The 16,009-nt window shown below is 73.6% G+C and carries 12 protein-coding genes; 3 read left to right on the top strand and 9 right to left on the bottom strand.

All coding sequences use genetic code 11. The features are described from left to right. Positions 1-206, top strand: a 206-nt coding sequence (locus tag rosag_RS24815) for a hypothetical protein (protein ID WP_284352888.1), incomplete at its 5' end; no start/stop codon positions are given. A gap of 87 nt (positions 207-293) precedes the next feature. Here rosag_RS24815 and rosag_RS24810 read toward each other — a convergent pair. The 5 genes from rosag_RS24810 to rosag_RS24790 form a co-directional block, all read right to left on the bottom strand. Further along, entirely contained in the window at positions 294-1,241 is a 948-nt protein-coding gene (locus rosag_RS24810) for a class I SAM-dependent methyltransferase (RefSeq protein ID WP_284352887.1), read from the bottom strand. A gap of 156 nt (positions 1,242-1,397) precedes the next feature. Further along, complete coding sequence (locus rosag_RS24805) at positions 1,398-2,717, bottom strand: nucleotide sugar dehydrogenase (RefSeq protein WP_284352886.1); 1,320 nt, start codon at positions 2,715-2,717, stop codon at positions 1,398-1,400. Positions 2,718-2,804: 87 nt separating this feature from the next. Then, positions 2,805-4,025, bottom strand: coding sequence for a glycosyltransferase (locus rosag_RS24800; protein WP_284352885.1), 1,221 nt, complete (start codon positions 4,023-4,025; stop codon positions 2,805-2,807). A gap of 11 nt (positions 4,026-4,036) precedes the next feature. Further along, positions 4,037-6,010, bottom strand: a complete 1,974-nt coding sequence (gene asnB / locus rosag_RS24795) for an asparagine synthase (glutamine-hydrolyzing) (RefSeq protein WP_284352884.1) — start codon at positions 6,008-6,010, stop codon at positions 4,037-4,039. Between the two features lie 37 nt (positions 6,011-6,047). Beyond that, positions 6,048-8,477 (bottom strand): alginate lyase family protein, encoded by a 2,430-nt coding sequence (locus rosag_RS24790; protein ID WP_284352883.1) that lies wholly within the window; start codon positions 8,475-8,477, stop codon positions 6,048-6,050. A gap of 197 nt (positions 8,478-8,674) precedes the next feature. Here rosag_RS24790 and rosag_RS24785 point away from each other — a divergent pair, with 197 nt between their 5' ends. Together rosag_RS24785 and rosag_RS24780 are read left to right on the top strand one after the other, a co-directional pair. Next, positions 8,675-9,658 carry an NAD-dependent epimerase/dehydratase family protein gene (locus rosag_RS24785; RefSeq protein WP_284352882.1) on the top strand — a complete coding sequence of 328 codons (984 nt, stop codon included), beginning with the start codon at positions 8,675-8,677 and terminating at the stop codon, positions 9,656-9,658. Between the two features lie 41 nt (positions 9,659-9,699). Continuing rightward, the gene (locus rosag_RS24780; RefSeq protein WP_284352881.1) at positions 9,700-10,596 is read left to right on the top strand and encodes a glycosyltransferase family 2 protein; all 897 of its coding nucleotides are present in this window, start codon (positions 9,700-9,702) and stop codon (positions 10,594-10,596) included. 33 nt (positions 10,597-10,629) lie between these two features. Here rosag_RS24780 and asnB (rosag_RS24775) read toward each other — a convergent pair whose 3' ends face one another. The 4 genes from asnB (rosag_RS24775) to rosag_RS24760 form a co-directional block, all read right to left on the bottom strand. Next, a complete protein-coding gene (asnB, locus tag rosag_RS24775) occupies positions 10,630-12,534 on the bottom strand; it encodes an asparagine synthase (glutamine-hydrolyzing) (protein WP_284352880.1) in 1,905 nt (634 codons plus the stop codon). Positions 12,535-12,561: 27 nt separating this feature from the next. Further along, positions 12,562-13,899, bottom strand: a complete 1,338-nt coding sequence (locus rosag_RS24770) for an O-antigen ligase family protein (RefSeq protein ID WP_284352879.1) — start codon at positions 13,897-13,899, stop codon at positions 12,562-12,564. Between the two features lie 94 nt (positions 13,900-13,993). Continuing rightward, positions 13,994-15,298 carry a glycosyltransferase gene (locus tag rosag_RS24765; protein ID WP_284352878.1) on the bottom strand — a complete coding sequence of 435 codons (1,305 nt, stop codon included), beginning with the start codon at positions 15,296-15,298 and terminating at the stop codon, positions 13,994-13,996. Continuing rightward, complete coding sequence (locus rosag_RS24760; protein ID WP_284352877.1) at positions 15,232-16,002, bottom strand: sugar transferase; 771 nt, start codon at positions 16,000-16,002, stop codon at positions 15,232-15,234. The genes rosag_RS24765 and rosag_RS24760 overlap by 67 nt, the downstream gene beginning before the upstream one ends. Positions 16,003-16,009: the final 7 nt, after the last annotated feature.

Raw genomic sequence — 16,009 nt, 5'->3', positions numbered from 1 at the left:
CGGTGTGGCTCTATCCGAGCACGAACGGCTTCGTGGCGGAGGCGGGGCTGGCGGGGATCACGAGCGCCACGGTCAACGGCGTGTCGGTCGCGAACGCGCGGCTGACGTCGACGAGCGCCTACTTCCGTGCGGGCACCGGCGGCAGCACGCCGGGCGCCGACCTGACGGCGGTGGAGAGCGCCACCGCCGGCGTCGTCCAGCCGTGATGGTGCGCTAGGCGTCGCGCCGCGCTCGCGACCGGAAGCACGAAGGGGACTGCCGTCAGGCAGTCCCCTTCGTGCTCCGCGCTGGGCTCAGACGCGCACCAGCCAGATGCTCTGCGCCGACGTGGGGGGGCTCGCCTCCGGCGCGTGCCGGAGCGCGAGCGGCATCAGCTCCTCCAGCCAGGAGCGACGCTGCCGCTCCACCCATGAGTTCCACAGCATGATCTCGAAGGTGTGGTTGTACTGCAGGAAGGCGCGCAGCAGGTACGCCTCGTTCCACGCGCGGCCCTGGTACACCCACTCCTTCGGATACTCGAACGGGTAGAACACGTCGTGGACGTGCACGTGCACGCCCTGCGCGAGCCGCGGCAGGATCTCGAAGAAGGCGTAGTTGACGTCGGAGTCCGTCTTCGAGACGTGCGACGAGTCGATGAAGAGCACGTCGCCGCTCTCCAGCGCCGTGAACGTCTCGATCGGCACGTCCTGGAGGTTGGACGTGATCACACGCGCCGACTCGCGGTCCTCCGGCTGCATGAGCCGGTACAGCAGCTCGGGGTACGGCTCGATGAAGGTGCAGGCGACCGAGTCGTCGAGGTGGCTGTTGTTCGTGTCGAGCAGCACGCAGGACGAGTGGCCGGAGCCGACCTCGATCACGCGCTTCGGGCGGAGGAGCCGGAGCATCGCGTGCCAGACCAGCGCGTCGCAATAGCTGAAGGCGGGGTTGTCGAAGGAGTAGCGCCGCCCGGGCCACCCCTCGATGAGCTGCGGCTCGTCTCGCAGCTGCTCCGCGAGCCGTTCCAGCGTGGCGCGCTGGCCGGCCTCGTTGAGGCGGATGCCCGGCAGCTCACCGGGCGGCTCCCCGAAGACGACTTGCTCGCGGCTCTGGAGCTCCGACCGCGACGGGATGGGCGAATAGAAGTGGCCGGGCGTCTGCCAGAGCTCACGCTCGATGGCCCGCAGCTCGTCGCGCTGGCGATACGGCTTGCCGATGACCGGGAGCTGCCGAACCAGCCCTCGCAGTGCGTCACGAGCGTCCATGGGATGATCCCTGGGTGGCGAGCGACATGCGGCGGCGCCGCGGCGATCGGGCCGCCCCGCGCGGCTCCGTCGCCCGCCAATGTTCGTGTGCCCCGCGAATCCGTCAACAGGGCCCGACGGGGACGGGCGGCCGGCGGCCGCCCGTCCGCCGGCCGGCTACCAGCAGATCCCCTGGTACTTCTCGCCCTCGGAGGTCCGCGCGCCGAACGCGCGCGCGAGGTCGATCACCGGCTGCCCGTCCAGCAGCGCGCCGATCTCGCGGAACTCGCTCGCGCTGTTGCCCACCACCACCGTCTCGGCGTCCGCCAGCACTTCCGCCGTCGAGGCGCGCATCAGCGACCAGATGTGCGGGATCTCGCGCTCGATGTACTCGCGGTTGGCGCCGATCAGGTTCGCGCTGCGCACGTACGGGTCGTAGATCGCCACCTGCACGCCCTTGCCGAGCAGCATCTCGATCAGCGAGACCATCGGCGACTCGCGGAGGTCGTCGGTGCCGGCCTTGAACGCGAGCCCCAGGACGCCGACGCGGCGCGAGCCGGCGGCCATCACCATGTGGAACGCGCGGTCGATCTGGCGGCGGTTGCTCTCGAGGATCGACGTCATGATCGGCGTGTCGACGTCGAGCGTGCGCGCCTGATACGTGAGCGCGCGCAGGTCCTTGGGCAGGCACGAGCCGCCGAAGGCGAAGCCGGGCTTCAGGTACGCGGGCGAGATGTTGAGCTTCCGGTCCTCGCACACCAGCCGCATCACCTCGTGGCTGTCGATGCCGAGCGCCTTGCACACGTTCCCGACCTCGTTGGCGAAGCCGATCTTGAGGCCGTGGAAGCAGTTGCAGACGTACTTGATCATCTCCGCCACGCGCACGGCGGTCACGTGCACCGGCGCCTTGAGCCCCGCGTACAGCGCCGCCACCGGCTCCGCGTCCTTCGGGTCGTGCGCGCCGATGAGCGTGAACGGCGGATCGTAGAAGTCCTTGATCGACGTTCCCTCGCGCAGGAACTCGGGGTTGCTGCAGACGCCGAAGTCGACGCCCGCCTTCTTGCCCGAGGTGCGCTCCAGCGCCGGGATCACGACGCTGTCGATCGTGCCCGGCATGATCGTGCTGCGCACGACGACCGTGTGGCGCTCCGCCTTGTCGCGCAGCGCCTCGCCGATCTGCTCGCACACGCGCTCGATGTAGCGCAGGTCGATGCTGCCGTTGGTGCGGCTGGGCGTCCCGACGGCGATGAGCGAGACGGCCGTCGCGCGCACCGCCTCGTGCACGTCGGTCGTCGCGCGGAGCCGGCCGGAGGCGCGCATCGCGGCCACGAGCTCCCCGATCCCCTCCTCGACGATGGTGCTGCGGCCGGCGTTCACCATGTCGACCTTCGCCTGGCTCACGTCGACGCCGACGACGTCGCAGCCCTCCTGGGCGAAGCAGGCGGCCGACACGCAGCCGACGTAACCAAGACCGAAAACGCTGAGACTCGTAGCCATGACGGAGGGAAGTGGCACTGGAGCGGGCGGGGCGCCGCCGCGCGTCTGACAGGGAAGGGGACCGCGCCGGCGCGCCTCGGGCGCGCGTCAGCGCGACACGGCGGCGGCGGGCGTGCAGGCGTCGAGGAACTGCTCCGCGACCCGCGTCCACGAGAAGCGCGCGCGCACGGTCTCCGCGGCGCGGCGTCCCAATGCCTGCGCGCGCGCGGGATCGCGCAGCAGCCGCACCACGGCGTCGGCGAACGCCTCCGGCGCGTCGGCGCACAGGTACTCGGTGTCGGGCGCGACGGGGAGGCCCTCGGCGCCCACGGTCGTCGACACGACCGGGATCTCCATCGCCATCGCCTCGTAGATCTTGAGGCGCGTGCCGCCGCCGATGCGGATGGGGACCACGAACGCCGCGCCGCGCGCGAGGTACGGCCGGACGTCGGGCACGCCGCCCGTCACCGTGACCGCCGGGTCGCGCGCGCCCAGCGCCTGCACGCGCGGCGTCGGGTTGCGCCCCACCACCGTGAGCGTCGCCTCGGGCACCTGCGCGCGCACGCGCGGCAGGATCTCGGCCGCGAACCAGAGGATCGCGTCCTCGTTCGGCAGCCAGTCCATGGAGCCCGTGAAGACCAGCTCCGACGCGGAACGCGGCGCGGCCGGCATGGTGGCCGGATCGAAGTAGTCGACGTCGACGCCCGTCGGCACCGCGAGGGGCTCGGCGACGCCGTAGTCGCGCGCGAACACGTCGCGGTCCTGCTCCGACACCGCGATCACGCGGTCGAAGCGGCGGCACTCCGACGCCTCGAAGGCGCGCATGCGCCGCCACTGCTCGCCCATGTAGCGGCGCTTCACCGGGTGCGCGGACATCTCGGTGTGCCGCTGCCAGATCATCGCCTCGACGTTGTGCTGGAACAGCACGGTGGGGCAGGGCAGCCCGTCCGGCACGTTGAGGCTCGGCGCGAGGAAGTCGCACACCAGCACGTCCACGTCGCCGCGCCCCACCAGCCGCTCGATCTCGCGGCGCATGCCGGCCGAGCGGTACTTGGCGACCGCGTACGGCAGCGGGGAGGCGAGGTTCGCCGCCAGCTCGCCGAAGAAGCGCGCGCTGCGCTTGGGCGCCGTGCGGAAGGGCACGCGCACGAGGTCCGTGCAGTACTCGTCCGCGCGCGCCACGGCGTCGGCCGCGGCGTCGCCGTCGTCGAGCGTCAGGTACGTGACGCGGTGCTGGCGGCGCATCTCGCGCAGCATGTTGTACGTGCGGATGCGCCCGCCCTTGTCGACCGGGTGGAGCAGCTCCGTCTTCAGCCAGAGGATGTGCACGATCGCGCCGGTCAGGTGAGCGCGGGCGCGCGGCCCGCCGAGTGGCCGAGCGTGCGCGACACGTCGCCGGCGCCCTCGCCGTCGAGGAAGATCCGCTGCCACATCTCGAACGTCACCAGTGCCCACAGCCGCTCGCTGTGGTTCTCGCCGGCCTGGTGGCGCGCCACCAGGCGGCGCACCGCCGACGGCTCGAACACGCCGCGGGCCAGCGCGCGCTCGCCCAGCACGTACTCGTCCACCAGCGGGCGGTGCGCGCCGCGGAACCACGCGCCCACCGGCACCGGGAAGCCCATCTTCTTGCGGCTCAGGATCTCGGGCGGCAGCTGGTTCGCCATCGCCTGCCGCAGCACGTGCTTCGTCGTCACGCCGCGCAGCTTCATCGACGCGGGCAGCGTCGACACCCACTCGACGAACGGGTGGTCGAGGAACGGGACGCGGCTCTCGATCGACGCGGCCATGCTCATCTGGTCCTGCTTCATGAGCAGCTCGTGCAGGTACGTCTTCGTGTCCGCGTACAGCAGCCGGTCGAGCAGCGTGCGCGCGTCGGTGCGCGCGAGCGCCGCGTGGTAGGCCGCGTACGGGTCCGCGCCCGCCACGCGCGCCCGCGCCTCGCGCGTCAGCAGCGACGGCTGCTCGGCGCGCGCGAAGACGGCGAAGTTGTCGAAGTAGAGCGTGTCCAGGTCCGCGGCGCGCGTCAGGATCGTGCGCGAGAGCTTCTGCCGCACGCGGCCCGCCGGCAGCGCGCCGACGGCCGAGCGCACGGCGCCGCGCAGCGCGGACGGCACCAGCTGCTCGTAGCGCTGGCCGACCGCCATCTGGTAGATGGTCGCGCGGTAGCGGTTGTAGCCCGCCAGCGTCTCGTCGCTCCCCTCGCCGGTCAGCACGACCTTCACGCGCTCGGACGCGAGGCGCGACACGAAGTTGAGCGCGACGCTGGACGGGTGCGCGATCGGCTCGTCCTCGTGCCACACCAGCGACGGCAGCGCGTCGAAGAACTGGTCGGGCGAGACGACGATCTCGTGGTGGTCGGTGCGGTAGCGCTGCGAGACCAGCCGCGCGTAGTGCAGCTCGTTCGCCTCGCGCTCCGCGAACGCGACGCTGAACGTCTTGATCTGGTCGTCGACGAGCGTGCTCATGGCGGCCGTGATGGCCGCCGAGTCGATGCCGCCGGAGAGGAACATCCCGAGCGGCACGTCGGCCATGAGCCGGATGCGCACCGCCTCGCGGAAGCGCTCCTGGTACTCGGCCACCAGGTCGGCCTCGGGCCGCGTGTCGGTGCCGGAGTTCGCGTACGACAGGTCCCAGTACTGCCGCAGCTCGATCTTCCCGTCGCGCCACACCAGCGTGTGGCCGGCCGGGAGGCGGCGCACGCCCTCGAACAGCGTCTCGTCGCCGGAGGGCGCGTGGTTCGCGAGGAAGTCGGGGAGCGCGCGCCAGTTGAGCGCGGGGCGCACCGCGCCCGCTTCCAGCAGCGCCTTGATCTCGCTCGCGAAGTAGAGCGCGCCGTCGTCGGTGTGGACGTAGTACACCGGCTTGACGCCGAAGCGGTCGCGCGCGAGGAACAGCTCGCGCGTGCGCCGGTTCCAGATCGCCACGGCGAACATCCCGCGCAGCCGCTCGGGCGCGCGCACGCCGTCGCGCTCGAACAGGCGCAGCACGGTCTCGGTGTCGCAGTGCGTGTGGTACTGGACGCCCTGCGCCTGGAGCGCGCGCATCTCGGTGGGGTGGTTGTAGACCTCCCCGTTGTACACGAGCTGCAGCGCGCCGTCGTCGCTCGCCATCGGCTGCGCGCCGTGCGCCACGTCGACGATGCTCAGGCGCCGGTGGCCGAGGCCCACCGCGCAGCCGTCGTCGTACTCCTCGTGGAAGGTGCCCGCGCCGTCAGGGCCGCGGTGCACGAGCGTGTCGCGCATCCCCTCGACCAGCGCGCGACTCACCCGCCGCTGCCCGCCGGCCGGCACTACGATTCCGCAGATCCCGCACATGTGCGCTCAGCCTTTGCTCGGACCAATCGTCGGCCCCTCAGGCACCGCGCGATGCGGCGAGGGTCGACGTCCCGCCGTGGACCCGCCAGCCGCCCGACTCCCGCACGGCGGTCGTCCAGCGATCGGCGTGCGGGACCCCCGGCATGAGATCGCCACCGCGAACAATACTCTCCCCGGCGAGGGCGAGGAACTCGCCGCCGAGCGTGGCGACCGCCGCGCCGGCGCCCCAGATCCACGCGCACGCGGCGTCGGTCGCCACGTCGTGCGCCACGGCGTGGCCCACCTCGCGGACGCGCAGCGTTCCGGTGCCCTGCCGGAGCAGCAGGACCTCGTCCTCCCGAGTATCGGCGTCGGCCGACGGCGAGATGAGCAGCGCGCGCCCCTCCCCTTCGCACGATGCGAGCCGGACCGTCGGCAGCCCGTCCGCCGCGGGCGGTAGGATGCAGGTCACCACCGGGTCGTCGCCCTGCAGCGTCTCCGCGACCCAGCGCAGCCGCGTGGCCGGCGTCCGCGTCCCGTACTGCGGCGACACCCACGCCTCCTCGGTCTCCCATCGGCCCGGCCCGACGACGACGACGCGCGCCACCGGATCACCCGCCAGCGTGTGGACGTCGACGATCGGCAGCGCGTCCGGCCCGCCCGCGGCGACGGTCGCCCGCAGCCCGGGGGCCAGCAGCCAGCCCAGGGAGAGCGCGTGCGGCCCCGCGGCGCGCAGGCGGTCGCGCACCAGCCAGCCGCGGTCGGCCACGCGGACGATCTCGCGCGCGTGCGCCACGTCCGGCGGCCAGGCGCCGCCCGACTGCACGCCCGCGAACAGCCCGAGCGCCGGCGCGTCCACCCAGCGGGTCGCATGCGCCTCGCCCACGTGGCGCCACTGGAACGCGCCGTCGGCGGGGACGGAGGGCGCCAGACCGTCCACGAGCGCCGTGTTGTGCGCCGCGGCGCCGCGGAAGGCGTTCCGCTCCGGCCCCGGATACGTGTACGTCCCCGCATCCACGAACAGGTGCCGGCCGCGCAGCGTCAGCACGACCGCCAGCGCGTCGGCGTGCGCGTGCCCGGCGTTGAAGACGCCGTGCGGGCCGCAGTCCACGACCGCATGGCTGGCCGTCGCGTGCCAGCCGTCGCGCAGCACGAAGAACCCGCTCGGCACGAACGCGCGGCCGTGGCCCGCGGGCGGGCGGGCGGGCAGCGCGTCGAGCGCGCTCGCGGCCTGCGGCCCGAGCCACCAGAGCGTCCCCGCCTCGTCGCCGTCGCCGAGCCAGCGCCACTCGGGCCGCGAGCAGACGACCGCGCCGGAGAGGAGCAGGCTGCGGAGGTCGTCGGGCAGGCGCCCGTCCAGCTGCGTCAGGCGGCCGCCGTCGTCGTCGCCGAAGAGCGGCATCGTGCCGTCGGGGCGCGTGAGCTCCGCCAGGAACTCGAGCAGGCGCGGGACGGCCGCGCGCAGCGCCTCGCCCGGCACGCGCCCCTGGCGCTCCGTGAGCACCAGCAGCTGCAGGTAGAACTCCGCCGTGTAGCGGTGGTACTGCGACGCCTGCTCGAAGTAGACGCCGTCCGCGCGCTGCTGGCGCGCGATCTGGTCGAGCAGGATCCGCTCGCCCTGGGCGCGCCAGCGCGCCGCGCCCGCGAGCTCCGGCACCAGGCTCCCGATCAGCACGAGGCCCAGCGCCTCGCCGGTGAGGTGCGTGTTGGGGCTGAAGTACGTCGAGAGGTAGGTCGCGAGGTGCACCGCGTGCACGTGCAGCGCGCCCACCAGCCGCGCGTACAGCGCGGGCGTCAGCTCCGGCGCGTGGGCGAAGAAGCGCAGCGCGTACAGCCACGACGTCGCGCGGAACGCGACCTCGAGGCTGCTCGTCCAGTTCATCCCGACCTTGGGCGGGTTGGCGTCGAGCCAGTCCGTCACCAGCGACGCGAACCCCTGGGCGTAGCGCGCGTCGCCCGTGTACCAGTAGGCCTGGCCGAGGGTGGCCAGGTACTGCTGGCGGCTCAGCTCCCACACGACCTTGTGGTCGCCGACGCGCGCCGGGTCGAGGTAGGGGACGCGGCTCCAGTGCGCCAGCGGCGCGCGCGTGCCGGCCACCGGGTCGTGCTGCCAGTCGATCGGGTCGCCGAACGCGAGGCCGCGGTGGCCCATCAGGTCGAAGCGCCGCGCGAGGACGCGCTCCGCGCGCGCCAGCACCTGCGCCTCGTCGTCGGGGCAGCGCGCGCGCAGCGCGGCCACGGTCGCCGCCGGGTCGTCGAACGCCGCCCAGAACGGCGCCGGCCGCTCGCGGAACCGCGCCAGCAGCGCCTCGGGCGCCGCGGACACGCCGGGCGCCAGCCAGCGCGCGAGGCGGCCGTCGGCGTCGAGGTCCCGGTCGAGCCCCGCGCGCTCGCGCCATGCGGCCAGCGCCTGCGCGCCACGCACCCGGAGCTCGTCGAGGCTCCGACCGCGCAGCTTGCGGCCCACGCGGAGTACGGTCGTGATCACGAGCGAGGCGGCACGCGCGGGGAGATGGCCGTGGTGGCGGGTGGAGCAGGGACGGGAGGCAGGTAAAGTAGCGGCTCGCGGACGCCGAAACTTGATCGGCGACGCCGGGTCCGCGCGCGCGGCGCAGGCTGTGCGCTCTGCGGCCGCCGACCTAGATTGGACCGCAGCCCTCCTCCGACCGACGGTACAGACGGTACATGCTGAGCGAGCGAACGAACTGCCTGGTCACGGGCGGCGCCGGTTTCATCGGCTCCCACGTGGTGGAGCACCTCACGCGTGCGGGCCACGCCGTGCGCGTGGTCGACAATCTGTCGACGGGATTCCGCCACAACCTCGCGGCATTCGAGGACGTCGACTTCCTCGAGGGCGACCTGCAGGATCCCGACGTCAGCGACGCCGCGGTGCGCGACATCGACGTGGTGTTCCACCTCGCGGCCCTCGGCAGCGTGCCGCGGTCGCTCAGCGACGCGTGGGGCTCGCACGACGCCAACGTCAACGCGACGCTGCGCCTGCTCGAGTCGGCGCGCAACGCGCGCGTGCGGCGCGTCGTGTACTCCAGCTCCAGCTCGGTCTACGGCGACACGCCGGTGCTGCCGAAGGTCGAGTCGGTGGAGCCGCTGCCGCGCTCCCCGTACGCGGTGACCAAGCTTTCGGGCGAGCAGTACGTGCTGGCGTACGCGCGCGCGGGGCTCGTGGAGGGCGTCGCGCTGCGCTACTTCAACGTCTTCGGGCCGCGGCAGAGCCCCAACGGCCCGTACGCCGCGGTGATCCCGCTCTTCCTCGCGGCCGCGCTGGAGGGGACGACGGCCCGCATCCACGGCGACGGGCTGCAGACGCGCGACTTCACGTACGTCGAGAACGTCGTGAACGCGAACCTGCTGGGCGCGTTCGGGCCGGCCGAGCGGGTGAGCGGCACGGTGGTGAACTGCGGCGCGGGCGGGCGCACGTCGCTGCTCGAGCTGGCGCAGCTGATCGGCGAGGTGTCGGGGCGGCCGATCGCGCTGGAGCACGGCCCGGCGCGCGCCGGCGACGTGCGCGACTCGCTCGCCGGGTTGGAGCGGGCCCGCGCGGTGCTCGGCTACGAGCCGACGGTGTCGCTGCGCGACGGCCTGCAGCGGACGTGGGAGTGGTTCGCCGGCGCGATGAGCGCCACGGCGCGCCCCGCCGCCTCGATGTCGTGAGCGGGTCGGCGAGCGCCCGGGCGGCAGCGCGCGTCGCCGCCGTGGTTCCGGTCTACAACGGCCGGGCGTTCCTCGCCGACGCCATCGCGTCCATCCGCAACCAGACGCGGCCCGTCGACGAGCTCCTCGTCGTCGACGACGCGTCCACGGACGGCTCGGCGGAGCTCGCGGAGTCGCTCGGCGCGTGCGTCATCCGCGCACCGCGCAACGGTGGGCCGTCGGCGGCGCGCAACCTCGCGCTGCATGCGACCGACTGCGAGGTGGTCGCGTTCCTCGATGCCGACGACTGGTGGCTGCCGCAGCACTGCGAGCAGCTGGCCGGGGCGCTCGAGCGGCATCCGGAGGCGCTGCTGGCGTCCGCTCGCACGCAGCTGTGGCAGGATCAGCGCCGGCCCGAGCTGCCGGAGCCGCCGGTCGACACGCCGTTCGACGCGGTCGCCCCACTCGTGCAGTTCAACTTCGTGCCGCAGACGGGTGCGGTCGTGCGCCGACGCGCGGTGCTCGACGTGGGCGGCTACGACGAGCGGCTGCGCCTCTCCGAGGACTACGACCTCTGGCTGCGGCTCGCGCTGTGCGGGCCGTTCGTGCACGTGCCCGAGGTCACCGTGCACCGCCGCCACCACGAGGCGCAGGCGAGCCGCGCGATCACGGGCATGTTCTCGAACATGTGGCAGCACCGGCTCGGTCTCATGGAGCGCCTCTCGGCCGACGCGACGCGGCGCGACACCGTCGTCGACGCGCTGATCACGGCCGCGCGCGTGGACCTGCGCGACGCGTGGCACGCGGGCGAGCCCGAGGCGTTCGACGTCGTGGCCGCGGCCGCGGCGCGCGTGCCCGGCGCGGAGCCGATCGTCGGCCGCTGGCAGCGGCGGCGCGCCGTCGGCTGGCACGCCTGGCACACGCTGCGCCGCCTGCGCCGCGCCCTGCGCGCGCGCTGACGCGCGACCGACGGGGCGCGTGGCGCCCCGTCGCTACGCGCCGACGAAGGTCGCCACGTCCGCGAGGTCCGGCGCGCGCACGCCCGCCGGCAGCGACGCGCGCGCGAGCCACGTCTCCAGCACCAGCAGCCGCCAAAGCATCATGCTGTGGTCGCGCCGCCCGCTCACGTGCTCCGCGTGCAGTCGCGCGACCGCGCCCGGCTCCACGTACTCGGCGATCTCCGAGCGCTCCCGCAGCAGCCCGTCGATGCGGTGGCGCAGCGGCCCCGCGAACCACTGGCCCAGCGGCACGCCGAAGCCCTGCTTCGGCTTCGTCAGCACGGCGGGCGGGACGATCCCCTCGATCGCCTGGCGCAGCAGCCACTTGCCCGTGCCGTCGCGCATCTTGAGCCGCGCGGGCACCGTGACCGCGAACTCCGCGAGCACGTGGTCCAGCAGCGGCACGCGCGCCTCCAGCGACACCGCCATGCTCGCGCGGTCCACCTTCGTGAGGATGTCGCCCGGCAGGTAGCTCTGCATGTCGACGAGCATCATCTGCGTCGCGAAGTCGCGTCCCGACGCCTCGTCGAACAGCGCGCCGAGCGCGCCGTCCATCGTGACGTCGTCGCCCATGCCGCGCAGCAGCGACGCGCGCACCACGCCGCCCTCGGCGCCCGGCAGCGGCGAGGCGACGGTCGCCGCGTAGCGGCCGCGCGCGCTGCGCCCCATGTCGAGCAGGCGGTTGCGGCCGCGCGCGCCGTGCGGCAGCAGCCGCGCGACGCCGCCGATCGCCTGCCGCGCCAGCGCCGGCAGCTCGCGCTGCCCCAGCCGCTCGGCGTAGCGCGTGTAGCCGCCGAACAGCTCGTCCCCGCCGTCGCCCGAGAGCGACACCGTCACGTGCTTCCGTGCGAGCGCGGACACGAGGTACGTCGGCAGCGCCGACGAGTCGGCGAACGGCTCGTCGTACATCGTGATGACGCGCTCCAGCAGCGCGTCCGCGTCGGGCCGCAGGATCAGCTCCGTGTGGTCCGTGCCGATCGCCTTCGCCACCGCGGCGGCGTGCGGCGCCTCGTTGAAGCGCGGATCGTCGAAGCCGATGGAGAAGGTGCGCACCGGCCGGTCGAGCTGGCGCGCCATGAGCGCGACGACCGTGGACGAGTCGATGCCGCCCGACAGGAACGCGCCGAGCGGCACGTCCGACTCCAGGTGCAGCCGCACCGACTCGTCGAGCAGGCGGCGCAGCTCCTCGACGGCGTCGCGCTCGTCCATCGCGACCTCGTCGCGGACGGGCGTCCAGTAGCGCTGGATGCGCGGCGCGCTCCCCGGCTCCCACGTCAGCGTGTGCCCCGGCGGCAGCTTCCGCACGCCGGCGTAGATCGCGTCGGGCTCCGGCACGTAGCCGAACAGCAGGTAGCGCAGCACCGACGGCGCGTGGATCTGCGCGTCGAAGCCCGGCAGCGCGCGCAGCGAGCCGAGCTCGCTGGCGAACGCGAGGCCGCCGTCCTTCACCCAGTAGTAGAGCGGCTTGATGCCGAGCCGGTCGCGCGCGACGAGCAGGCGGCGGCGGCGCGCGTCCCAGATCGCGAAGCCGAACATCCCGCGCAGCTGGTCCACCACGCGGTCGCCCCACTCCTCGTAGCCGTGGACGATCGTCTCGGTGTCGGAGTGCGTGGCGAAGCGGTGGCCGCACGCCTCCAGGCGCGCGCGCAGCTCGCGGTGGTTGTAGATCTCGCCGTTGAAGACGATCTGGACGTCGCCGTCCTCGTTCCCGATCGGCTGGTGCCCGGCGTGGACGTCGATGACGCTCAGGCGCCGCATGCCGAGGCCGATGCCCGGCGCGACGAAGTGCCCCTCGTCATCGGGCCCGCGATGCTCGATGGCGGCGCACATGCGCCGGAGCGTCGCGGTCGTCTCGTCGGGAGCGGTCGCCCAGCCGGCGACGCCTGCGATACCACACATGGCCGATCTTCTCGGGTTCGGGAGCGGTCAGCGCAGCGGGGCGCGCGACGGAACGCCGCCGTACGCGGCGGCGCCGTACGGCACGCCGCCGGCCTGCGCGCGCAGCGTCCGCATCATCATGGTCGCGTACGCCCAGAGCACCAGCGTGTGGACGTACGTCAGCGACAGCTTCGCGTACGAGCCCCAGATGCCCGCCACGAAGTACGCCAGCAGCCCGAGCTCCAGGTAGAGGAGCATCGTCGCGTCCTCGGGGAGCACGCGCCGCGCGGCGCGCCGCGTCCGCTCCGCGAACAGCACGGCCGACAGGAAGATCCCCGAGAAGATGACGAGCCCCGGGAAGCCGGTCTCGGCGACCACGTTGAGGAGCGTGCTGTGCGTGTCGCGCGCGCCGCGGGCCGTGCGCTTGAACTCCGGCCGCTGCGCGTAGACCGCGTGCTCCAGCGGGTACGCGCCCCAGCCCACGCCGAGGATCGGGTTCTCGACCGTGATGCGCCGCGCGACCTTCCAGATCTCCCAGCGCTGCTCGGCCGAGCCCTCGGGGTCGACGGCCTTGAGCTGCGCCGTCTCGGTGCCGAAGTTCGCGAGGCCCGCGAACCGGTCCCACACGCTCTTGGGCGCGACGTACGCGCCGACGACGCCGGCGATCGCGAGCGCGTAGATCAGCTTCAGGCGCTGCTTGCCCTTGGTGCTGACGATGGCCGCGAAGGCGAAGACGAACATCGCCACCATCGCGCCGCGCGACTGCGTCAGCAGCACGACGAGCGAGAGCACGCCCACGCCGGCCATGCTCACGAGCCGCAGCAGCGTGTGGCGCGCGGAGAAGAACAGCCCCAGGCACATCGACAGCGCCAGGAGCGACATCGCCGCGAGGTCGTTCGGGTTGCCGAACAGCCCCTGCCACGCCACGCGCCCGCCCCCGTAGAACAGGAACGCGAACAGGCCCGCGCGCGCGGGGAAGAACGCGTAGCAGGCGAGGAAGAAGATCAGGAAGAAGTTGATCTGCCCGCGCGTGCGCAGCACGTTCGCCGCCACGAAGACGATCACGCACAGCTTGATGAGCGCGTAGACCTCCTCGGTGACGGTGCCCGGATGCCCCGTCATCGTGAGACCGAGCGCGCACCACGCGGTGAGCGCGACGAGCCAGCGCAGCGTGGGCGGGAAGCGGTACCCGCCCGGCTGCGGCAGCAGCATCGAGAACACGGCGACCGCCATCGCGACGTCGGCGATGGGGACCACCAGCGTCGTGATGACGAAGATGTAGCCGAGGAACCCGACGTACGCCGGCGTGAACTCGACGCCGCCGAGGATCGCCTTCAGCAGCGAGGTGCGGCGCGTCTCCGGCAGCGGGCCGGCCGTGTGCGGCATGGGGGCCACCGGCACCTGCGGCGCGAGGCCGCCGCGGCGGCCCCACGCGCGAACCGTGGCCTGGGGAGGCGGGGGAGGGCGCATGATCGGACGGTCAGGCGGCCCGCGACGGCCCGCGGCGCGCGCGCGCCAGCAGGCCGTCGTAGAGGCGGGTGAGTTGCGGCACGACGGCGGTCGCGTGGAAGACCTCGCGCGCGCGCGCGACGCCGGCGGCGCCCATCTGCTCGGCTCGCGCCGGGTCGGCCAGCAGCGCGGCGATCGCGTCGGCCAGCGCGCGCGCGTCGCCGGGCGGCACGAGCAGCCCCGTCTCGCTGGCGACGAGCGCGTCGGGCACGCCGCCGACCGCGGTCGCGACCACAGGCCGCGCGGCGGCCATCGCCTCGACGACCGTGTTGGGGAAGCCCTCGTGCTTCGAGCAGAGCACCGACACGTCGAACAGCTGGTGCGGGTTCGGCCGGTTGGGGCGGTGGCCCGCGAAGACGACGGCGTCGCGGATGCCCAGCGCATCGGCCCGGGCCTCCAGCGCCTCGTGCTCGTCGCCGTCGCCCACCAGGACCAGCCGCACGGCCGGCACCCGCGCGCGCACGAGCGCGATCGCGTCGAGCAGCAGCGCGTGGTCCTTCTCCGCGCGCAGCCGCGCGACGATGCCGACCACCGGCGCGTCGTCCGCGAGGCCGAGCGCGCGGCGCTGCGCGAGGCGCTCGTCGGGCGTCCAGCGCGCGAAGGCGGCGTCCTCGACGAAGTTCGTCACGACCGCGACGCGTCCCGCCGGCACGCGGTCGTGCGCGCGCAGCGTGGTGCCGACGCGCGCCGAGTTGGCGACGACGCAGTCCGCCAGCCGGAACACGCCGCGGTTGAGCATGCGGTGGGCGAGGCGCCACTCCGTCCAGCGCTTGCTGGCGACGATCGCCGGGATGCGCGCCAGGCGCGCGGCGCACACCGCCACGACGTTCGTGTAGAGGTCGTGGCTGTGCAGCACGTCGAAGCGGCCCGTCCGCAGGCGCGCGGCGAAGCGCCGGATCGCGCGGGCAGTGTCGAGGCCGACCAGCGAGCGGACCGGCACCTCGTGCACCGGGATCCCTGCGGCCGCGTAGCGCGCGCCCATCGCGCCCTGCGCACGCAGCGTGAACAGCTCCAGCTGGTGGCCGGCGGCGGCCAGCAGCTCGGCCATCCGGACGGTGCTGAGCTCCGTGCCGCCGCTCGTCGCCAGGCTGTCGATGCAGAAGGCGATGCGCAGCGGGCGCGCGGGCGTGGTGGCGGGGCCCCGTGGCGCCGCCGGGACTGCAGTCGGTTGGTCCGGCGGACGGTACGAGACGGCGCTGGCGGGCGGGCTCAGTGCGCGCCCCGCCGGAAGATCATGACCGGCAGCGTCAGCGCCATGATCTTGAGGTCCATCCACACGCCCTGCGACTCGATGTACTCGAGGTCGAACGCGACCTTCTTGCGCACGTCCTCGATGCACGAGTCGTAGCTGTGGTTGATCTGCGCCCAGCCCGTGATCCCCGGCTTCACGCGGTGCCGCTGCGGGTACTCCGGGATGTCCTCGCGCAGGCGCACCACGATGCTCGGCCGCTCGGGGCGCGGGCCGACGATGTTCATCTCGCCGCGCAGCACGTTCACCAGCTGCGGGATCTCGTCGATGCGCGTCTTGCGCAGCACCCGGCCGATCGCCGTCACGCGGGCGTCGTGCTTGGTCGCCCACACCGCCTGACCGTTCTTCTCCGCGTCCACGGTCATCGACCGGAACTTGAGGATCGTGAACGGCTGGCCGCCCAGGTCCTCCACGCGGCGGTCGCCGTCGTCGTCCGCGTCGTCGCGCCGCCAGCGGCGGTCCAGCCCGATGCGCGTCTGCGTGTAGAAGACCGGGCCCGCCGACGTCAGCTTCACCAGCGCCGCCACCACCACGCAGAGCGGCGCCAGCAGCAGGAGCGCGATGCCCGCGACCAGCACGTTGATCGCCCGGTTCAGCAGCTCGGAGCGGGCCGCCACTTCCACGTCGGGGACGGCCGCCGCGCCCGTGCGGGCCGCCATGCCGGTCTCGCCGGGCCAGGCGACCGGTGCCGCGCGCACCGCGCGCCGCTGCCCGGGGTCGGGCAGCGACATCGCGGCG

Source organism: Roseisolibacter agri, from assembly GCF_030159095.1.
Classification (GTDB): domain Bacteria; phylum Gemmatimonadota; class Gemmatimonadetes; order Gemmatimonadales; family Gemmatimonadaceae; genus Roseisolibacter; species Roseisolibacter agri.
The sequence above is the reverse complement of the archived record's forward strand: the minus strand, read 5'-3'. Positions and strand labels throughout refer to the sequence as shown.

What these genes read in the sequence shown, in the direction of transcription:
- rosag_RS24810 (WP_284352887.1), bottom strand. Translation starts at nt 1,241, where the DNA reads ATGGACGCTCGTGACGCACTGCGAGGGCTGGTTCGGCAGCTCCCGGTC.
- rosag_RS24805 (WP_284352886.1), bottom strand. Translation starts at nt 2,717, where the DNA reads ATGGCTACGAGTCTCAGCGTTTTCGGTCTTGGTTACGTCGGCTGCGTG.
- asnB (WP_284352884.1), bottom strand. Translation starts at nt 6,010, where the DNA reads ATGTGCGGGATCTGCGGAATCGTAGTGCCGGCCGGCGGGCAGCGGCGG.
- rosag_RS24785 (WP_284352882.1), top strand. Translation starts at nt 8,675, where the DNA reads ATGCTGAGCGAGCGAACGAACTGCCTGGTCACGGGCGGCGCCGGTTTC.
- asnB (WP_284352880.1), bottom strand. Translation starts at nt 12,534, where the DNA reads ATGTGTGGTATCGCAGGCGTCGCCGGCTGGGCGACCGCTCCCGACGAG.
- rosag_RS24770 (WP_284352879.1), bottom strand. Translation starts at nt 13,899, where the DNA reads ATGCCGCACACGGCCGGCCCGCTGCCGGAGACGCGCCGCACCTCGCTG.
- rosag_RS24760 (WP_284352877.1), bottom strand. Translation starts at nt 16,002, where the DNA reads ATGTCGCTGCCCGACCCCGGGCAGCGGCGCGCGGTGCGCGCGGCACCG.